This is a genomic window from Arthrobacter sp. MYb224 (assembly GCF_002975455.1).
GTDB lineage: Bacteria > Actinomycetota > Actinomycetes > Actinomycetales > Micrococcaceae > Glutamicibacter.
Window position 1 is genome coordinate 277,096 of record NZ_PCPU01000002.1, and the last position, 16,904, is coordinate 293,999.

Annotated in this window: 14 protein-coding genes and 1 riboswitch; of the genes, 7 read left to right on the plus strand and 7 right to left on the minus strand. The window is 58.7% G+C overall.

Annotation, left to right across the window (positions count from 1 at the left end; translation table 11 throughout):
- Positions 1–3 precede the first annotated feature (3 nt).
- Complete coding sequence (locus CQ017_RS04450; protein ID WP_105552698.1) at positions 4–1,368, plus strand: APC family permease; 1,365 nt, start codon at positions 4–6, stop codon at positions 1,366–1,368.
- A gap of 156 nt (positions 1,369–1,524) precedes the next feature.
- On the plus strand, positions 1,525–3,048 hold the full coding sequence (locus CQ017_RS04455) for a GMC family oxidoreductase (RefSeq protein ID WP_105552699.1): 1,524 nt from the start codon (positions 1,525–1,527) through the stop codon (positions 3,046–3,048).
- Positions 3,049–3,133: 85 nt separating this feature from the next.
- Here the strand turns inward: CQ017_RS04455 and cycA are convergent, their stop codons facing one another.
- The 4 genes from cycA to CQ017_RS04475 all read right to left on the minus strand — a co-directional run bounded on the left by cycA (position 3,134) and on the right by CQ017_RS04475 (position 9,295).
- A complete protein-coding gene (gene cycA, locus CQ017_RS04460) occupies positions 3,134–4,633 on the minus strand; it encodes a D-serine/D-alanine/glycine transporter (protein ID WP_105552700.1) in 1,500 nt (499 codons plus the stop codon).
- Between the two features lie 353 nt (positions 4,634–4,986).
- A riboswitch (glycine riboswitch) is annotated at positions 4,987–5,084 on the minus strand.
- A gap of 627 nt (positions 5,085–5,711) precedes the next feature.
- Complete coding sequence (locus CQ017_RS04465; RefSeq protein ID WP_105552701.1) at positions 5,712–6,749, minus strand: metallophosphoesterase; 1,038 nt, start codon at positions 6,747–6,749, stop codon at positions 5,712–5,714.
- Positions 6,750–6,966: 217 nt separating this feature from the next.
- Positions 6,967–7,224 carry a hypothetical protein gene (locus tag CQ017_RS04470; RefSeq protein WP_105552702.1) on the minus strand — a complete coding sequence of 86 codons (258 nt, stop codon included), beginning with the start codon at positions 7,222–7,224 and terminating at the stop codon, positions 6,967–6,969.
- 157 nt (positions 7,225–7,381) lie between these two features.
- Positions 7,382–9,295: a metallophosphoesterase gene (locus tag CQ017_RS04475; protein WP_105552703.1), complete on the minus strand. Its 1,914-nt coding sequence runs from the start codon at positions 9,293–9,295 to the stop codon at positions 7,382–7,384.
- Positions 9,296–9,616: 321 nt separating this feature from the next.
- Here CQ017_RS04475 and CQ017_RS04480 point away from each other — a divergent pair, with 321 nt between their 5' ends.
- Entirely contained in the window at positions 9,617–10,747 is a 1,131-nt protein-coding gene (locus tag CQ017_RS04480; protein ID WP_105552704.1) for a hypothetical protein, read from the plus strand.
- 152 nt (positions 10,748–10,899) lie between these two features.
- Here the strand turns inward: CQ017_RS04480 and CQ017_RS04485 are convergent, their stop codons facing one another.
- Positions 10,900–11,217, minus strand: coding sequence for a heavy-metal-associated domain-containing protein (locus CQ017_RS04485; RefSeq protein ID WP_105552705.1), 318 nt, complete (start codon positions 11,215–11,217; stop codon positions 10,900–10,902).
- Positions 11,218–11,262: 45 nt separating this feature from the next.
- Positions 11,263–11,592, minus strand: coding sequence for a metal-sensitive transcriptional regulator (locus CQ017_RS04490; protein WP_105552706.1), 330 nt, complete (start codon positions 11,590–11,592; stop codon positions 11,263–11,265).
- Positions 11,593–11,929: 337 nt separating this feature from the next.
- Here CQ017_RS04490 and CQ017_RS04495 point away from each other — a divergent pair, with 337 nt between their 5' ends.
- Together CQ017_RS04495 and CQ017_RS04500 are read left to right on the plus strand one after the other, a co-directional pair.
- Entirely contained in the window at positions 11,930–13,072 is a 1,143-nt protein-coding gene (locus tag CQ017_RS04495) for a peptidoglycan bridge formation glycyltransferase FemA/FemB family protein (RefSeq protein ID WP_105552707.1), read from the plus strand.
- Positions 13,073–13,086: 14 nt separating this feature from the next.
- The gene (locus CQ017_RS04500) at positions 13,087–14,361 is read left to right on the plus strand and encodes a carbamoyl-phosphate synthase (RefSeq protein ID WP_105552708.1); all 1,275 of its coding nucleotides are present in this window, start codon (positions 13,087–13,089) and stop codon (positions 14,359–14,361) included.
- Positions 14,362–14,398: 37 nt separating this feature from the next.
- Here CQ017_RS04500 and CQ017_RS04505 read toward each other — a convergent pair whose 3' ends face one another.
- Complete coding sequence (locus tag CQ017_RS04505; RefSeq protein ID WP_105552709.1) at positions 14,399–14,995, minus strand: ABATE domain-containing protein; 597 nt, start codon at positions 14,993–14,995, stop codon at positions 14,399–14,401.
- A 93-nt stretch (positions 14,996–15,088) separates the two neighbouring features.
- Here CQ017_RS04505 and CQ017_RS04510 point away from each other — a divergent pair, with 93 nt between their 5' ends.
- Positions 15,089–16,147 carry an LLM class flavin-dependent oxidoreductase gene (locus CQ017_RS04510; RefSeq protein ID WP_258133489.1) on the plus strand — a complete coding sequence of 353 codons (1,059 nt, stop codon included), beginning with the start codon at positions 15,089–15,091 and terminating at the stop codon, positions 16,145–16,147.
- A 51-nt stretch (positions 16,148–16,198) separates the two neighbouring features.
- Positions 16,199–16,834, plus strand: coding sequence for an isochorismatase family protein (locus CQ017_RS04515; RefSeq protein WP_105552711.1), 636 nt, complete (start codon positions 16,199–16,201; stop codon positions 16,832–16,834).
- The last annotated feature ends 70 nt before the right edge of the window (positions 16,835–16,904 follow it).

Genomic DNA, 16,904 nt, shown 5'->3' on the forward strand with positions numbered 1-16,904 from the left:
CTCATGCGCTCCACTTCTTCGCAAGTCGGCAACGAAGCAGGGCAGGGCCCCGGGGAGCTGAAACGAGTCCTGCGGCTGCCGCAGCTGGTGCTTTTCGGTCTGGTCTACATGGTTCCGCTGACCGTATTCACCACCTACGGCATCGTCACCCAAATTACCGGCGGCCGGTTGCCGCTGGCATATCTAATCACGCTGGCCGCCATGCTGTTCACCGCGCGCTCCTATGGCTTGATGTCCCGCGCCTTCCCGGTGGCCGGTTCGGCCTATACCTACACGCAGCGTACCTTTGGCGCGGGAGTTGGATTCGTCAGCGGATGGGCGCTGCTTCTGGATTACCTGTTTTTGCCGATGATCAATTATCTGGTGATCGGCATCTACCTGCATGAGGCGATCCCGGGGATACCCGCAACGGTTTTTGTCGTGGCCGCCATTGCGTTGGTTACGGTCCTCAACGTGATCGGAGTGGTCTCCATTGCACGGACCAACATAGTGATTATCGCCGTGCAAGCAATCTTTATCGTGGTGTTCCTAGCTCTTGGGTTTTCCGTGGCGTTCGGCGCCGGCGAAGTGGACATGCTGGCGCCATTCGCCGGCGACGGTTCGGCCCCCGGTTTCGCTCCGGTCATGGCGGGCGCCGCAATCCTCTGCCTGTCCTTCCTCGGCTTTGATGCCATCTCAACCTTCGCGGAGGAGACCCGCAATCCGCGCAAGACGCTGCCGACGGCCATCATGATCACCACCTTGCTATGCGGTGCGCTGTTCATAGTTGTTTCTTTCACCGGCCATGTGGCGATGCCAAGCAACGATTTCGGCAACGTCGATTCGGCGGCCGTGGATGTCATGCTGCATGTGGGAGGCAGTGTGCTCGCGGTGTTCTTCACCGCTGCCTATGTGGCTGGCGCAACCGGTTCGGCGCTGGTATCCCAAGGTTCGGTGGCGCGCATCCTCTATGCGATGGGTCGGGACGGGGTCCTTCCACGCAAGTTCTTCGGGAAGCTCAGCGCCAGATTCAGTACCCCGGTGCCGGCGATCATGCTGGTTTCCGTCATTTCGCTGTCTTCCGCGTTGATCTCGTTGGAAGTACTAGCCGAAATGGTGAGCTTCGGGGCGCTGGTCGCCTTCTCCATGGTGAACCTCGCGGTCATTGGACATTACTTCGTTGGGGAAGGACAACGTCGGGGCATCGAATTCTTCCACCACCTGCTGGTCCCGGCCTTGGGGTTTGCGCTGACCATCTGGTTGTGGACGAGCCTGACCGGCCGCACCTTGTTGATCGGGGTGCTCTGGCTCCTGATCGGGTTGGTTTATCTGGCGGTGCTCACCCGTGGATTTACCCGTCCGGTGCCGAAACTAGATCTCACCGAATGACTCCAAGGCTCAGGCTCAGGCTTCGCACGCAAAGACAAGGTCGTTGCACGCGATGACAAGAACCTGGCAGGACCGCGACGCAGACTGGAAGAAAGTAGCGCTCGCGAGTGATCCTGATCACCGAAAATCGGTGCTACGTCTCAATTAGGAGAGCTCATGAACAGTAAATCCGTCATCGTGGTTGGAGCAGGTTCTGCAGGATCCGTAGTCGCTCGTCGGTTGGTGGACGCCGGCGCCAAGGTGACGCTGTTTGAAGCCGGGGGAGAAGACACCAACCCTGCGATTCATGACCTGTCCCGCTTGGGCGAACTGTGGCACAGCCCAGACGACTGGGATTACCACACGGCTCCCATGCAAGGCGCAGCAAATAAACCAATGCACCTACCGCGCGGGAAGGTGCTGGGCGGATCCCACGCACTCAACGCGACCATCTGGGTGCGCTGCGCGCCGCAGGACTTTGACGGTTGGGCCGAAGAATCCGGGGAACGGTGGTCTTGGCGCAATGTCCTGCCCATCTATAAGTCCATTGAAAACTACTCCGAAGGCCCCAGTGAATTTCACGGCACAGACGGCTTGCTCCCGGTAGTCAACGACTACGAATTGGACCCGATCCAGCAGTCGATTGTCGACGCTGCCGTGCAGTCGGGGGTTAAATTCAATCCCGACTACAACGGGGAAAGCCTCGAAGGTGTCTCCAAAGAGCAGGTCAATATCGTAGACGGGGAACGGATCAATACCTGGAAGGCGTACCTGAAACCGGTGCGCGAGCAGCTGGAGATCATCACCAACGCCGAGGTGCACTCGGTAATAGTCCGGGACGGTGCTGCCGTTGGCCTTCGATACCAGCAAGATGGCGAGCTCAAAGAACTTCTGGCAGATGAGGTGGTACTGAGTGCAGGGGCTCTCGGTTCTCCGCAGATCCTGCTGCGTTCGGGTATCGGCCCGGGTGAAGAGCTTGAAGCGGTAGGAGTGAGACCGGTGCTGGAATCGCCGCAGGTGGGAAAGAACCTGCACGATCATCTGCTTGCACCGGTCATTGCCCAAACCACTACCCGAGATATTGACCCGCCACGGACCGGGGTCTCGGTGTCGCAGAGTCATCTGTTCGCCAAGTCGCGCGCGGAACTCGAAGTGCCGGACACCCAGCCGATTTTCTTCTCGGTTCCCATGTACTCCCCGGGGATGGACATGATCGAAGGAACCGCGTTTACCCTGCATTCGGGGATCGTCACGCCTGCAAGCCGAGGCGCGGTGACGCTGAGCGGGCCGAATCTCGATGACCCGGTAACCATAGACTTAAATGCCCTAGACGATCCGCAGGATATGAAGTCCTTCTTGTTCTCCATCAAGCAGTGCCGGGATATTGTGAAGCAGCGGGCACTCGCCGAGGACTGGGGCGCAGTGGAGGTTTACCCAGGTCCCACGGTGCAAAGTGATGCGGAGCTTGAAACTTACATTCGCAATAACGTGGTCACCTACCATCATCAGGTGGGTACTTGCCGGATGGGCAGCGATGACCAGGCCGTGGTTGACCCCCGGCTCAAGCTCAACGGGCTGAGCGGATTGCGGGTGATCGATGCGTCGATCATGCCGAAAATTACTACCGGCAACACCAATGCGCCGGCGATTCTGATCGGCGAGCTCGGTGCGCAGTTCCTCATCGAGGATCTGGAGCTCTAAGTACCTTAAACCGCCTTGCGGGGCTGTTGCAGGGCGGACCGAGGGTAGGCGCCGCACACCAAGTGGGGTGCGGCGCCGATCTCAGTTAATCTATGGACACGGCTTGTTTCTCGGATTCGCCGACCGCTTCGGTCGCAGCCGGGCCGTGGATGCGGAAGGCCCCGGCATCTTCCTTCTCCACCGCGACCTTTGCCACATGCGCGGCACGAAGTGCAACGTGCCCCGGCTTGCTGCGCACCACGCGGTATCCGATAGCCAGACCGATGAACCACAGCGGGGTGATTAGCAGTGCCGACAGCGTATCGCTCTGCGTGGTCAACGCCCAGAGGATGAATCCGAAGAAGGCCAGCACCACATAGGGCATGAAGGTGCCACCGGGCATCTTGAACTTGCTCTGCGCATGCAGGTGCGGACGGCGCTTGCGGTACACGAGGTAACTGACCAAGATGATCGACCAAACAAACATGAAGCAAAGGGCCGCTACGGTGGTGACCAAGGTGAAAGCTACCATCACCGAATCGCCGCTGTAGAGCAGCACCACTCCGGCCAGCAGGAACATGCAGGAGAACATCAGCGCGTTGCGCGGCACCTTGTTTTCGGACAATTGGGCGAAGGCCTTCGGCGCATCGCCCTCAAGGGCCAAGCCGCGGATCATGCGGGAGGTCGAGTAGATGCCCGAGTTCGCGCTGGACGTCGCGCTGGTGAGCACCACGAAATTGATAATGCCCGCCGCACCGGCCAGCCCGGCCAAGGCGAACATGCCCACGAAGGGGGATTCTCCGGCGGAGAACAAGCGCCATGGCTGAACCGCCATGAGGATGATGAGCGCACCCACATAGAAGATCAGAATGCGGATAGGAATGGAGCTGATGGCCTTGGGGAGGGTCTTCTCGGGGTCCTTTGTTTCGGCAGCGGTGGTGCCTACCAACTCAATTCCCACGAATGCGAATACTGCAATCTGGAAACCTGCAACAAAGCCCATGAAGCCGGTCGGGAACATTCCGCCGTCGGTCCAGAGATTGTTGAAGGACGCGGTAGCACCGTTGTGCCCGAAGCTGGTGATGACCATGACCAGGCCAACAACAATCAGCGCGCAGATGGCCACGATCTTGATCATGGAGAACCAGAACTCGGTTTCGCCGAAGGCCTTCACCGTGGCCAGATTCAGTACCAGCAACAACGCGATACATGCGAGTGCCGGGATCCAGAGCGGAAGGTTCCCCCACCAGAAAGCGACGTAGTGCGCGATGGCCACCACATCTGCGATGCCGGTGACTACCCAACAGAACCAGTAGGTCCAGCCGGTAAAGAACGCGGCCCACGGGCCGAGCAGGTCACCTGCGAAGTCCGCGAAAGTCTTGTAGTTCAGGTTCGAAAGCAGCAGTTCGCCCATGGCACGCATGACGAAGAACAGCATGAAGCCGATAACCATGTAAACGAAGATGACAGATGGCCCGGCAACCGAAATGGTTTTACCCGAGCCCATGAACAATCCGGTGCCAATGGCACCGCCGATTGCGATGAGTTGGATATGACGATTTGAGAGCCCGCGTTCGAGTTTGGGCGAAGAGCTGGTATCGCTCATGCTGCTGCCTTCCAGGAGTGGTGAGGTGCTTCGATGAGGTGCCATGGCGAATCACTAATGGTTTCGTCACGTTGTGGCAGATCTACGTTCGCACTCGAACCGTCAGACTCCGGGACAAATTTCTCTGCGCCGCAACGTAGCGGGCGAGGTCCAGCCAGGGACCGCCCGAAGCGAACGCGGAGATAGTTTGCCAAAGGGAGGACTTTCGAATCGGGTGCGTACGGTGCGGCACGGTTCTTAGTTCCTCCCCAATCTGTTTGAAGACCTGAGAGTTTTCGCCTCGACCCGGTGAGGGGTCAGAGAGTTGCTCCGTCGGTGAGTATGGACTAGTCCATACTGCTTTCCAGATTCGCCTCGTCGTGGCGGTACGGGTGCCTGAGAGTTTCCCGGGGAGGAATTGCTCCTACGGCGCCCGCCCTTGGCTTGGGCGGGACTCTCCCGCCACGCGTCAACGGCGTACTGCTTGTGATTGCAGTCACAGTATGCCCGGCTCTTTTCTGCTTGCGCAAACCGGCATGGAGTTTATTGCGTGAGCAATCTATGGCTTGCTCAGGCCTGAGCCCGGCATTGGGCGGTTTTGGGGGAGGGGCTCGTTTTAAATATGAAGCGTTTTGTTGCCAAGTACGCACGGTGCCGCCGGATAATAATTTGCACATACTTTGAACAGAGTGAAATTTACTGGTCAGAAAGAGGGGAGCATATTCGCGGATCAGCTTTAGGACGAAATAAGTATGAAAATTTTGCAGCGGCTTCCTGAAAAATTGTTCTGGATGTTGGCTGCGTACGCCGAAGGTGTTTCGTTTTCTCCCGATGCTGCGCGCAACGCGGCGGCCTCGGTGTAGTTCTACCTGTCGCAAGTGCCGGGCATCGTACCTAGATTGGAATCGCCGGCCCGAACTATCCGCCGGTAATTAAAAACTAGAGCCCAGCCAATGGGCTGGGCTCTGGTTCATCACTCGCACCTTTGAGGAAGGTAGTTACCACTCTAGGGGCGGCAACTGTTTGGCTACTGTGTGCGCGGTGCTTATTCGCTTTGCACGCTGAGCGGATGCGCTAGGGCGGCGCCTCCTCGACGAAATTAGTTGGTGAAGGGAACGCGCTCCCAGCTGAGAATTTCTGCACCCTGTGCTGAGTTGGGCGCGACGCTCACGCGCAGCCACTCTCTTGATGTTGCGGCGCCCTCGACGGTGACCCGCTGCAAGTTCGGAACCGGGTCAACGCCGTAGACCTCTAGCCACGGTGAACCGGCGGCCAGCGGCGCATCTTCGTTGAACACGTGGCTGTCGCCATTGACCAGATACACCGGTCCGCCGAAGGCTGCTGATTCGTTGGCCAGGGCCTCGACGAACGACTTGAAGCCTGAAACGGATTCGGGGTTTGCCAGGGAATCATCCTCGAACCCGGGGGTGAACATATCTGCCTGGGTCATCACCACTACGGCGCGCGCCTGGGATCGTTTCGCATTGGCGAATGTTTCGGCCAGTTGGTCGAGGTTGGCTTCGGTGCGCAGCGCGACTTCTTCCAGCTGTTCGGAGGTTGGTTCGGTCAGTCCGAGCCCAGTCCACGGAGCCAAGGAGTTATTGGAACCTTGGACGTTCACCACGGAGAAGGCGATACGGTTCTTCGTGAATTGAACGTTTTCCGGTAAACCGATGTCAGCCTGGGAATCTACCCGCATGGTGCCGCCCAAGGTCTTGTTTTCGACCGGGAAGAACATCTCACGCAGGGTATCCAATCGCTCCAACGGGTTGTAGGCACCGTTATTGGCACGGTGGCAGTCAACCCATTCGTTGTCGCCCGGGGTGAATACCAGCGGAGTTTGAAGTCTGTCCAGTTCCTTCCTGACTAGGCCCAGGCGTTCGTCGGTGCACCGCTCGGAACCTGCCTTGATATCTCCAACGTGGGCAATGAAGCGAAGCTCGTCTTGCTCGTTGAGTTCACTGACCATGCTGGGGAATTCGGCCAGCTGGGCTGCGCCGTAAGGGATGTCTCCAATGACACCAAAAGTGTAAGCAGACTCTGCGGAGCCCGCGGAATTCGCAATTGCTGGGGCCGCCGGGGCGACGAGAATTGCGCAGGCTAGAGCGGCGAGACCGGGTAGGAATCGATTACGCATGGTTCACTCCTAATTTTCGATGCGAGGCGAAGCTGAAAAGACCTCTGCCACGCTACGCGGCAGGGGTTAAGCGCCGGCAACAGGAGCATGGCACGAGGGCGAAAACGAGCCTGCTCGAGCCATCTTCTCGGAGGCCTGAAACAACAACGGCTACCGGAGCCTATGAAACATAGGTAGCGGTAGCCGTGTGACGGTTGAAGAAGGGGTTGCGCTGGATCTACTTCTTTTCCTGCGGGTCGGTTGCCAACACCGCTTCGGTGTAGCGGCGTTCAAATTCCTCGGCGGAAACCAGCTCGCGCTCCACGCGGAAGGACGATTCCGGGATGCCGAGAACTGCCGAGATGAGGGTGCGGGTGTATCCGGCAATCTTGCGGGACTTCCGAGTGGAGGTGACATGGTCCAGTTCCGGGACCCAGATGTTCCACCAACCTGCTTGTTTGCCCACCACCGCGTGGAATACTCGTTGTTCGTTCATCTGTTGTCCTACTTTCATGGATGCACCAACCGTGAGTCCAGCTAGAGGTAATTGCTTAGAACAGGCAGTCAATTGCTCACTGCCTGTTCTAATGTTCTATCATCGGTGGCATCTGCGCCAAGACAACTTGCGCCACCTAGCAGCAATTGGCCTGTGGCTACTTCGCCAAAGGCGCGCCGTCCTGGCCGACCGGGAAGGTCACCACATCGTCGTATACGCGTCGTTCGGTGTGTTCAAGCTGGTATTCCGAATCCAACTTCGGGAAGACGTATACCGGGGTCAAAGTGAGCTCTGCTCCTTTGGCCTTCTTCGCGATGTCGATTTGCAGGTGTCCGTAGTGCAGACCGCCGGATACGAGCTGTGCTACGCCGTTTTCATCCTCTTTCCAGGTCTCTGGCTGATCTGCCGGGGCTGACCACTGTGAATGCGAGTTGAAGCGGAGCGGTTCGTACTCGCCCTGAGCATTCTGCACCAACTTTTCGCCACGCAGGCCGTCGGCGGCCACCCCCACATCATAGGAGTGGAAGCCTCGTCCGTCGCCGTCCGCATCTACCCAAGAGCGCTCGAACATTTCATCATGGCCGGAGATGACTGCGGCGACACCATGATCCTCGAACATTGGCGAGTAGGCACGCATTGCGGTGCCGGACTGGTTATCGGGGTGCTCATGGTTCGGTGGGGTGCCGTGCACACCGTTGGAATAAGCCGAATGGTGGAATTGGACGAGCACAATCTGGCCGTCGGCGCGGGCTTCGGCCAATTGCTTCTCGGTCCAGTCCCATTGGGCGGACTGCGCATCCATATTCGGCAGGTCAACCTCTTGCTCGGTTGAGCCGGGGAAAAGATCCTTGAAGCCCTGAACGTAGGATTCAAAGGTGAATTGCCCCTGGGTGTCGGTGGACTGGTTCTCGGCGGTCAGGTTGGTGTCGTCCCCGGAGAATTTTTCGCCGGACAAGGTGCCGGTGTCGGTGTTCTCATCGGGTCGGCCATTGGTGGAGTCCAAGGTCAGGACGGTGACCGGCCCATGATCCACCCGGTAGTAGGAGCCCTTGTGTTCGGGGTGCTCCGGGTCCTGCGGCAAGGAGAAATAATCCAGGAAGCGGTTGCGTGAAATTACCGCGGGGGTGCGGTCTGCGTCCGAACCGTAGCCACCGTTCAGGGCCGCATAGGTTTCCCAGTTGCCCAATGCCGGAAGCAACGGAACATTGGAGGCTAGATCGGAGTGTTCCCCGGCGACATGTCCGAAGAACTCATCCCATGCCGGTTGGTATCCCGAGCCCTGTGTCAGGTCCCCGGCCATCATGACCAGATCCGGGTTGGCAGCCTGAACATGCTTGAGGTTTTCGTTGAAAGCGGTGGACTGGTCCAGCGGATAGCGCAAGGTCGGCTGGCCATACCGGGTGGTCATTCCAAAAGTCTCGGCCCATTGCGATCCGTCGCCTGGGCGCTGCAAGGACTCGGAGGTATATCCGTTGACCGGGGAAAGCTCCCATTCACGGTGCTCGGTGCGTCCGCGCGGTTCGGTCTCCGAGTCGGAGAAGGCGACAATGCGGATGTTCTTCCAGGATTTTCCATCTGGCGCTGTTTCGAAAGCGGCAGTATGCGTCTGTCCTGATTGGGTCACGGTGTAGTTGTATTTCTTACCTGGTTTGAGGCCCTCAAGGGTCACCGAATGCTTGTAATTGGAGTTCGACTTCAGCCAGGAGCCCTGTTCAAGTCCGGGGATGTGCTGCTCCAGTTCTGCCTGGGTGTACTCCATCAAGTCCAGGTATTCAGGCTCGCTGCGTTGGACGCTGCTATTTCCTTTGCCAGGCTGATTGCCGAGACCCGGCCCCTGGACTGAGAGGGTTCCTGGGTGGTCGGTTTCGCTGATCCAGTTGATGGTCATCGAGGTCGAGCCTGGTGCCTGCAGGTAGGGCAGAACACGAAATCCGGGTTCTGGAGATTTGGCGGTGGACGCCGGGAAGGACATGGGGGCGCTGGCTGGCAGGGCTGCCGCCGGTGTAGCAGGCGCGATGGCCAGCGGGAGCAGAACGGCGGCCGCGAGCGCGACGGCGGTGGGCTTGTGCATGAGCAATTCTCCTGTGCGAGTGTGATCGCCCGGGTTGGCGGGCAATACCTCGAGGATGCACAGCGCGAATGGACGAAAAGTGCACGGAAGGAGTCGAAGAGGTGAACCTGCCCGGTGATCCTAATCTCCGTTTCGTGGGAAATTCTGGTTTGCCAGGTGCGGGATCGGGTTTTCGCGGTCCATGACGTTGGTCGCGCGTGCTTCCAGCCTTCCCGAATGTTGACTGCGTCACGTTTGAGATATACCTTTAATCACATTTTGATATATGAGGTTCGATATCGAACGTGCGGTGTCGAGCGAACCTTCTGAGAGGGAATCTACATGTCAGATAAGGTCGTTACCCGAGCGCATTTAGCAACGGTTGAAAAAGGCAGCTTCTTCCGGGTCTTGACCTACGCGGGGGCAATAATGGCGTTTTTGATCGGCTCAGGTTTTGCTACAGGCCAAGAGATTTTGCAGTACTTCACCTCGTACGGCTACTGGGGAGTCTTTGGCACCGGGCTGCTGGTTCTCGTGCTCATGACGTATGTAGCAGTGGAGTTCTTCGTTGTCGGGCAGGCAAAGAAATATGATCGCCCGTCGCACATCTTCCGCTATTACTGCGGAAAGCACTTGGGGTACTTCTTCGACTTTTTCTCAATACTGTTCGTCTTCTTGAGCTTCACGGTAATGGTAGCCGGCGCGGGCGCCGTATTCGAGGAGCACTACGGATTGTCGAAGTTTATTGGCGGCATCGGTTTGGCTGTTGCGGTCGGCATCAGCGTCTGGTTTGGCCTGAAGAGTCTGGTTGACGTCATCGGCAAGATCGGACCGCTGGTTGTTGTGGTGGCTATTGGGCTTGGACTGTTGGCGATTCTGCGTAATCCAGCCGGGATCTCTGAAGGACACCAGTTGCTTCCGGGGCTGGACCTTACCCAGGCATCCAAAAACTGGTTCATGGCTGGACTTTCCTACGTGGGTTTCTGCATGCTGTGGCTGGCGGCCTTCCTTACCGCGTTAGGTAAGACGGCGAGAAGCCGCAAGGAGGCGGTTGCCGGTGGAATTACCGGTGCGGTGGTGTTCTCGCTGGCCTGCGTTATCGTCGGGCTGGGGCTGCTGGCCAATATCACCCGGGTGGGTGGAACCGAGATTCCCATGCTGGTCCTGGCGAAGGATATTAGTCCCGTACTCGCCGCAGGAATTTCGGTCATGATTCTCGCTGGAATCTATACCACCGCGGTCCCGCTGCTGTGGACCGTGTCTTCGCGATTCTTTGTCGACAAGACTCTCCGATTTAAGTACCTGACCATCACCTTGGCAGTACTAGGAACGGTTATCGGGCTGATGCTGCCATTCTCGCAAATGGTCAACGTTGTCTATGCCATCAACGGGTATGTAGGTGTTCTTCTGCTGGCGTTGATGGTGGTGAAGACGATCTCACGGGCTGCCCGGCGCCACCCCGTGTCACGTTAAGCCTGGTTGCCTCGGTGAGATGCGTGATTGCCGGTGAACGGTGACCAGGGCTAGCAAGCCGCCAGAGGGATGGTTGTGTTCCCGGCGGAGTGGGAATCGTATCGAGGGTCTGTAGAACGCTCGTCCCGCATCCACACCTGCGCGGTGGGTTTCTAGTTGCCGGCGGATTCGAGGGTGTACCCGGCTTCTTCGATCGCGTTGCGTATGATTTCCTGCTCAACAGCGCCGCTGGTGCTGAGGATTGCCGTGGAGATCCCCTTCGCGTCCAAGATGATCTCGACGTTCTGAACCTCGGGGATTTCGTTGAGTTCTTCAGTTACCGAAGAGACGCAATGACCGCAGGTCATTCCCGAGATCTTCAGTTCGGTCTGGCTGATGATGGGGGTAGCCTCCGGACGCGGAATGATCTGCAGTCCTTGGCTGGTGGACTTCGAGTTATCGGAACATCCGCAGTTGCAGGCATGGCTCATGTTTGGATCTCTTTCGTAGGAAAGGTTGGAAGGTCTTCTCGAGGATCAGCGCAGCAACCGGGAGATGGCTGCGGTGGCTTCCGTGATTTTGTCTTGGACGATGCTTGCATCCCCGGATTGGATTGATTCCTCGGCGGCACCCACCACGCAGTGGCCGATATGGTCTTCGACTAGTTGGAGGCTGACCTTGTGCAAGGCTGCGTTGATGGCTGAGATCTGGGTGAGAATATCAATGCAATACTTGTCCTCATCAACCATGCGGGCAACTCCGCGCACCTGACCTTCGATACGGTTCAAGCGCTTTCGCAGCGCCTCCTTTTCAGGAGTGTATCCGTGGGGTGCCGTGGGTTGCGCCTGCTTAGTTTGAGAGTCCATACATCAATTATACCCCCGAGGGGTATGAATTGCACGTGGCCTCAATGGTGACTTTCGGTAAGAAAATTATTTGCAGGACTTGGTCTCCGCATGGGCTTCTCTGGCTCGTTGCAGGCCCTTGGAAATCAAGGGCCAAGGCGCGTCCTGCGAGTTCTGTCCGCCACGGCTCACGTCTGCAACTGGTTTCCGGCAAGTGCGCGTGTCCAATTGCTCACAGCCTGGCACCGCGCACCAGTTGGTCTCTGCCCGTGATACTGCGAGTGTTCTTGGGCGCGAGGGGCGCTGGCGGTATGTCTCAACCCGGGGGCGGTGCGCAAACCGCGATAGGCTTCTACGTGTGAGCCACAATGAACTTCGCGTGCGTCCGATATCCAGCACCGAGCACTCCGCGTTCCTTGCAACTGCGCAAGATGTCAGCTTCCTTCAGCGTCCCGAATGGGCACAGGTCAAGGGGGGATGGCGGGGCGAATCGCTCGGTTGGTTCGAAAGTGACACCCTCGTTGGAGTCGCCCTGGTCCTGCACCGCCATGCGCCGGTGATCAAAAAGACCCTCGCCTACATTCCCGACGGCCCGGTCATTGATTTCACAACCTATGACCCGCAGGGTGTGCTTTCTATTCTCGCTAGCTATCTGAAAAACCGCGGCGCCTTCCAGCTGCGCCTCGGCCCAGGGCTGGCGATGCGCACCTGGGGTGCGGCGGCTGTGCGAAAAGCATTTGGCAAGGAAGAGCTTGCTTCATTAGCTGACCTGGAAACCGTGTCGGTCAATGAAGAAGCCCATAAGCTCAACGAGGCGCTCGGCGACTTGGGATTCACCAAGCAGGACGTCGGATTGGACTTCGCCGCGGGGCAACCGGAGTACGTGGCCCGGGTTGCGCTACAAGATGCCGAGGGAAACCAGCTGGATACCGAGCAGGTCATGGCTTCCTACTCCTCATCCACTCGCAACGAAACGCGTAAGTCGCTCAAGAGCGAGCTCAAGGTTGAAATCGGCGATACCCAGGACATGGCACGCTTCCATGCACTGTATAACCACACGGCCGAACGCCAAGAGTTCACCGGTCGCCCGCTGAGCTATTTCGAAAAGATGCACACGGTACTTAATGCTGCGGTACCCGGCTCCTGCACCCTCTACATCGCTAGCCACGAGGGCGTCGACCTGGCTTCGGCTATTGTGCTGCGCTCAAGCAACCTTGCGTGGTATCTCTACGGCGCCTCGTCTTCCGAACAGCGCAAGCTCTTCGCGCCCAAGGCTCTGATGCATCACATGATTTCGGATTCCACCGAGGCTGGATGCAGGTACCTGGACCAGGGCGGGGTGAGCGCCACCTTGGATAGCGCACACCATCTGGCAGGGCTGACCAAGTTCAAGACCAACACCGGCTGCGATATCGTGCAAACCAATGGCGAATGGGATCTGGCGCTCAACAAACCACTTGCCTGGGCATTTGAGAAGTACATGAACTGGCGACAGAAGTAGGAACCAAAAACCTTATGGCAATCGAGAATTCTCAGCCTTTCGTTCCCGTTATTCTTGGCGGAGATATCGGCACCTACACCCTCGCCCGCGAATTCTATGAGGCATACCAGGTGCGCTCGGTCGTTGTGCCTGCCTCAGGCAACGGGGTAATCGAGCACTCGGTGGCCATCGAACTGCATCCCATCGGGTCCATGGTTGACCAGGGGCGGGTAGTTGAAGAACTCATCTCCCTGGCCCAAGAGCTTAACGCCGAGGTAGATCGACCGCTGATGCTCTTCGGTTCCCTCGATTTCCATATCATGCTGATCGCCGAGCACCGTGCGGTGTTGAGTGAATATTTTGTCATCCCTTACCCGGAACTGGGAACCATCGAAGGCGCCGCGCTGAAGGAGAACTTCTACGCGCTCGCCGACCGGCTGGGAATTGCGCACCCGCGCACCGCCGTTTACCGGGCCGGAGAAGACCTGCAGGAATTGGCGCAGTCGCTGACCTTCCCGCTGATCGGCAAGCCCTCGAGCTCGGGGGACTGGATCGCCGCCAAGTTCGAAGGCAAGCAGAAAATCCACACCCTGCGGAGTTTAGCCGAACTTGAGGACCTGCTCACTCGTATCGACGCGAGCGGCTACACCTCGGGGTATATCCTGCAGGAATACATTCCCGGTTCGGATGACGCGATGCGTCTGTGCACTTATTTCGCCACTCAGGACAAGAAGGTCATCTTCGCCGGATACGGCGAGGTGGTGGTCGAAGAGCACGCGCCGCTGGTGCTCGGTAATTCCGCAGCCATCGTCACCGGGCAGCATGACCAGATGTCCCAAGATGGTGCGCGCCTGCTCGAAGAACTCGGCTGGCAGGGGATCGCGATGATCGATGCCAAATACGACCACCGCGATGGATCCATCAAATTCTTTGAAATCAATCCTCGTCTGGGACGCAATCATTATTACCTGACCGCGGCCGGAGTTAATCCTGCGCGTTTTTACGTCACCGAGTTCCTTGGCGTCGAGTTTGATCGCTCAGACCCGCACACCGATGCGGTCCTCGATACCGGGATCGGAATCTTGCAGCTAAGCCGCCAGCATCTGTTCACCGTGCTCCCGCACCATTTGCTGCGCCGCTTCTTGGATAGCGAAACCGGGCAGAAGGCTGCCGCATTGCTGAAGTCCGGGAAGGTTTCCAACCCGCTGAAATTCAAGGCAGAGAAGCATCCTCGCCGGAAGTTCTACCTGGTGCTCAATGCGGTCAACCACTACCGCAAGTACAAGAAATTCCCGCCGCGTAGCCTGTAGGCATCTGCATCCGGCAGTTTTCAGCCTAGGCCTCAGCCTAGGCTGAGCTCTTTAACGCCTTCTCGCGTTTGCGTGCATAAGCACGAGCGGCGCGGACTCGGTCCCCGCAGCGGGTCGAGCACCACTGCCGCCGCCCATGGGTTCTCAGCAAGAACCGCTGGCAGGGCTCGGCCTCGCATTGTGCCAGTAACGCTGACTCTTCCGAAGCTAGAAGCGTCGCGGCATCTTCGGTGATCACCGACATCGCATATTCCACCAGGCGCGTGACCGGGTGCTCGGTCGAGCGGTAGAACCCGTTGTCGGGGGAGTAGCGCAGCAGCGGAATATGCGGGGCCGCGGTTAGCGCCTTGTTTAACCGCTCCAGTATCTGCGGATCGAAAGGCTGTTGCGCTGCGCGCATGGAGAAGGCTTCACGCAGGTCTGCGCGCAATCCGCTGAGCCTGTTCTGGCAGTAGGACTGCAATGCGGCATCTTCGTCAACCAGCTCGCGCCTCTTGAGCCAGGCGGTCGTTTCCTCGGGGGAATCCAGCTCGTCGACAATCTTCCCGCCGGGTAGGTGGAGCACGCTGTTGACCAGGTCGAGGCTCAGGTGCTTTTGTGTGCCGGGGGCTGGGGGTAGCAATGCTTCGGACATGTATCTCATGGTATCAGTAGATATTTATCGTGAGGTCGTGTTATCTTGATATCACGTTATAAATAGCTTTTATCCGTGATAAAGAGGTTTTACTTGTACCCCGCACCAATGTTCGGATCCGCACCCTTTGCGCTCAACGCCCATACCGGTGGCAGCGTGGGAGTGGGACGCACCGCCCAAGAAGGCTTTAGTGCGCTGATCAAGCTCGCACGAAAAGCAGACGAACTGGGATACCACCGCTTCTGGATGTCTGAGCACCACGCGATGCCGGGACTGGCGGTGTCCTCACCTCCGCTGGTGCTTTCGCGCCTGACCGCAGAAACCGAGCGAATCCGGCTAGGCGCCGGCGGCGTGATGCTCCCGAACCACGCGCCGCTGGTCATCGCTGAGCAATTCGGAACGCTGGACGCGCTGGCCCCCGGGCGCATCGATCTCGGGCTCGGCAGGGCGCCGGGCACCGATCATGCAACGGCCGCCGCGCTGCGCCGGGGCGAAGGAGCGAATGACAACTTCGCCCAGCAGGTTGCCGAGCTGGTGGGATTCATGAATGACGATTTCCCCGAGGGGCATCCCTACAGCACCGTCCATGCGGTCCCCGGCCCGTGGCAGGCCAAGGAAAACCGGGTCCAGCACCCGCAGCTAGCTACCGAGCTTTGGATGCTCGGCTCCTCGCCGTACTCCGCTCAACTGGCGGCAAAGCTCGGCCGCCCCTATGCCTTCGCCCTGCAATTCGGGGATGCCGACATCGACACCGCGCTGCGCATCTACCGGGACAATTTCGAACCCTCCGCGGTGCTCGACGCTCCTTACTCCATGGTCAGCGTCACCGCGGTTGCCGACGAAGACCCGAACGAGGCCAAGCGCCAGGCCTCCAGCATGGCCATGGCGATGCTGCGCATGTTCAAGCGCGAATCCTTCACGCTGTTCTCCCCCGAAGAGGTCGCGGCCTTCGACGGAACGCTCAACGAACGGTCCATCATCGAGATGTACACCGACCGTGCATTCACCGGCACCGCAGCCACCGTGGCAGGTCGCCTCGAACGACTCCAAGAACAAACCGGAGTTGACGAGATCATGCTGGTCATTGGGGCCTACTCGGCAACGGCGGAGATCAACACCCTGGAGCTGCTGGCCAAGCACTACGGGGCGTAGCCCGCCTGCATCCGACTCATTCGCTATACCCGACAGAAAATAGGAGAAAATATGAACACCCCACGCCGTGCCTTAGTTGTCATCGACGTCCAGCAGGAATACTTCGAAGGCCTGCTGCAGATCCAGTACCCGCCACGCGAACAGTCCCTGGCTCGCACCGTCGAGGCGATCGACGCCGCGCAGAGCGCCGGAATTCCGGTATATATCGTGCAGCACCAGCTTCCGTCCGAAGCGCCGGTGTTCGCAGATGGTTCGGCAACCTTCAAATTGAACCCTGAAATCGAACGGCGTGCAGACAAGGCCGCGAAGGTCTTCACCAAGGCCTACGCCAGTGTTTTTGCCGGCACCGAGCTCGAAAGCTGGCTGCGCGAAAATGAGATAGACACGATCGCGGTGACCGGATACATGACGAACAACTGCGTCATCGGTTCCGTGGCCGCCGCCGAACCTCTGGGATTCAAGGTCGAAGTGCTCTCGGACGCAACCGGCGCCATCAACATCGGCAACGAGGCGGGTTCCGCCAGCGCGCAACAGGTGCATGGAACCTTGATGGCATTGCTGCACTCCAACTGGGCTGCGGTGGCAACCACCGAGGCCTGGATCGGCGCGCTCGACGCGGGCGCGGCGCTGGAAGCGAGCAATCTGGTCGTCTCGGCGATGGAAGGCCAGAAGCAGCACCGGCAGTAGCTTGGCCAAAGGGCGGGCGTGAACTTGAGAGTTCACGCCCGCCGTTGCGTAAGAGGTAATCAAGGGCCTG